This is a genomic window from Fundidesulfovibrio sp., assembly GCF_058402725.1.
Genome location: NZ_JBZVFJ010000268.1, coordinates 1 through 2,655 on the forward strand (window position 1 = coordinate 1; position 2,655 = coordinate 2,655).

Here is a 2,655-nt window from a genome sequence, read left to right on the forward strand (position 1 = left end):
GTCGGTGGGGAAGCCGGGATAGGGCAGCGTGGTCACGTCGGCGCAGGCCAGTTCGCCGCCGGGGCGCACGCGCAGGCCTCCGGGGGTCTCGTCGATCACCACGCCCATCTCGCGCAGCTTGCTGAACACGGCGTCCAGGGCCTCGCAGGGGCAGTTCTCCAGGAGGATGTCGCCGCCGGTGATGGCCGAGGCCACCAGGTAGGTGCCCGCCTCGATGCGGTCGCCCATGATGGGGTAGTCCGGCCCGGAGAGCGAGGTGACGCCCTCTATGCGCACCACGGGGGTGCCGTGGCCGGTGATCTTCGCCCCGCAGGCGTTGAGGAAGTTGGCCAGGTCCGCCACCTCGGGCTCGCGCGCGGCGTTTTCGAGGATGGTCTCCCCCTGGGCGAGGCACGCGGCCATGATCAGGTTCTCTGTGCCGCCCACGGTGACTTGGTCGAAGACGATCTTGGCCCCGCGCAGTCCGCTGGTCTTGCCGGCGATGTAGCCCGAGTCCAGGTCGAAGCGCGCGCCCATCTTCTCCAGGGCGGTGAGGTGCAGGTTCACGGGCCTGGCCCCGATGGCGCAGCCGCCGGGCAGGGCCACGCGGGCCTCGCCCAGGCGGGCCAGGAGCGGCCCCAGGCAGAGCACGGAGGCGCGCATGGTCTTCACCAGGTCGTAGGGGGCCTCGGGATTGAGCGTTGCCGCGGGGCTCACGCGGGCGGTGGCGGAGGCCGGATCGAACTCGGTCTCGAGGCCGAGGATCTTCAGGAGCTTGAAGGTGGTGTGGATGTCGCGCAGGTTGGGGACGTTGCGGTAGGTGACGGGCGAATCCAGCAGGGGCGCGGCCAGCAGGATGGGCAGGGCCGCGTTCTTGGAGCCGGAGATCCTCACGGCCCCGCGCAGGGGCAGGCCGCCTTCGATGATGAGCTTGTCCATGGTGTGCCTCGTGGTGCGCCCCGGCCGGAGGCCCCGGGCGTCGGCCCCTCCTAACCCGAAGCGGGCGGCGGCTCAAGGCGTGATGCGCCGCGCGCGTGAGCCAAAAAGAGCTTGACCGCGCGCCCCGGGCCATGTAGATGCATGCGTCCGACGGTGGCTGTAGCTCAGTTGGCAGAGCATCAGGTTGTGGCCCTGAGGGCCGTGGGTTCAAGTCCCATCAGCCACCCCATCGCACATGCATCCCGGAAGCTTCGGCTTCCGGGATTTTTATTTGCGAAGCGGAACACGCCTTCTTCGCGGGCATTATTCGTCTTCAACATTCCATCCATGCTCTTCCTTATCATTCTGGACATGCTTTTACGGCTTGCGCATCCTCCGCTCACCGAACTTTCCCGACGCAGAACACCAGCCCTTGAAGGACCCTTTACGTTACTGCGCGTGCATGTATAATGGCCGGGAGACTGCACCGCAGTGTGCAGCCCGTGCCGTGTGCTCGTTCAGGCAGGCGCAGTCCCGTCGGAATGCTCCGAAGCAACCGCCTCAAGGAGGGCCATGGCATGGCATCGATTCTCGTCGTGGACGACAGCAAGACCTTCGGTTCGCTTTTGCGCCGCCTGGTGGAAAAGGAGACCGGCATCGGCTGCGTCTGGGCCAAGACCCTCGCCGAATGCAAGGCCGCCCTGGCGGAGGCCCCCGAATCCTTCGCGGCCGCATTCCTGGACCTGAACCTGCCCGACGCCCAGGAGGGGGAGGTGGTGGATATCGTGCTTGCGCACGGCATCCCCTCCATCGTCTTCACCGGGGAGCTTTCCGAGGAATTGCGCGGCCGGATGTGGTCCAGAGGCATCGTGGACTACGTGCGCAAGGAAGGCGCGCACAACCTGCGCTACGTGACGAGGCTGCTCAAGCGCCTCCTGCGCAACAACGGCCTCAAGGCGCTGGTCGTGGACGATTCCGCCCTGGCCCGGGCAGCGGCGCGGCGCCTCCTGGAAGCGCACGGATACCTGGTGTTCGAAGCCGGAGGGGGCGCGCAGGCGCTGAAGCTGTTGGACAAGGAAGCGGACATCCGACTGGCCGTCATCGACTACTTCATGCCCGACATGAACGGCGCCGAGTTGACCAACTCCCTGCGGGAACGGTTGGGCTTCGAGGACGCCGCGATCATCGGCGTCTCGGCCGAAGGGGACATGAACACCTCCGTGTCGTTTCTCAAAAGCGGGGCCAACGACTTCATACACAAGCCCTTCCAGGCCGAGGAGTTCTACTGCCGCATCGCTCAGAACGTGGACATGCTCAACATGTTCGAGGATATCCGCGAGATGGCGAACAGGGATTTCCTGACGGGCCTGTCCAACCGCAAGCACCTCTTCGAGACGGGCGAGAAGCTCTTCGCCAGCCAGCGGCGCGGACACCTGCACCTGACCGCCGCCATGATGGACCTGGACCATTTCAAGAGGATCAACGACACGTTCGGGCACGACGCGGGAGACGCCGTGCTCCGGCATTTCGCCTCTGTCCTCAAGGAGCGGTTCCGGGAAACCGACATCCTGGCGCGGATCGGCGGCGAGGAGTTCTGTGTGCTCTCAGTGAACATGGACCCAGCGAAAGCGTACGAGATCTTCGATGCGTTCCGGCGGGAAGTGGCCGAGAAGCCAGCGCTCCACGGCGGACGGGATATCCCTTTCTCCGTGAGCGTCGGGGTCGCCGTGGGAACCTGGGCCGGTTTCGAGGAGATGC

Annotated in this window: 2 protein-coding genes and 1 tRNA gene; 2 read left to right on the forward strand and 1 reads right to left on the reverse strand. The window is 66.0% G+C overall.

Annotation, left to right across the window (positions count from 1 at the left end; all coding sequences use genetic code 11):
• Positions 1 to 918, reverse strand: a 918-nt coding sequence (locus ACV4UX_RS18505) for a UDP-N-acetylglucosamine 1-carboxyvinyltransferase (protein WP_491594754.1), incomplete at its 3' end; no start/stop codon positions are given.
• A 153-nt stretch (positions 919 to 1,071) separates the two neighbouring features.
• Between ACV4UX_RS18505 and ACV4UX_RS18510 the strand changes: the two genes are divergently transcribed.
• Both ACV4UX_RS18510 and ACV4UX_RS18515 read left to right on the forward strand, forming a co-directional pair.
• Positions 1,072 to 1,147: transfer RNA gene (locus ACV4UX_RS18510), tRNA-His, on the forward strand.
• A gap of 328 nt (positions 1,148 to 1,475) precedes the next feature.
• On the forward strand, positions 1,476 to 2,655 hold a 1,180-nt coding region (locus tag ACV4UX_RS18515; protein ID WP_491594755.1), incomplete at its 3' end, for a GGDEF domain-containing response regulator.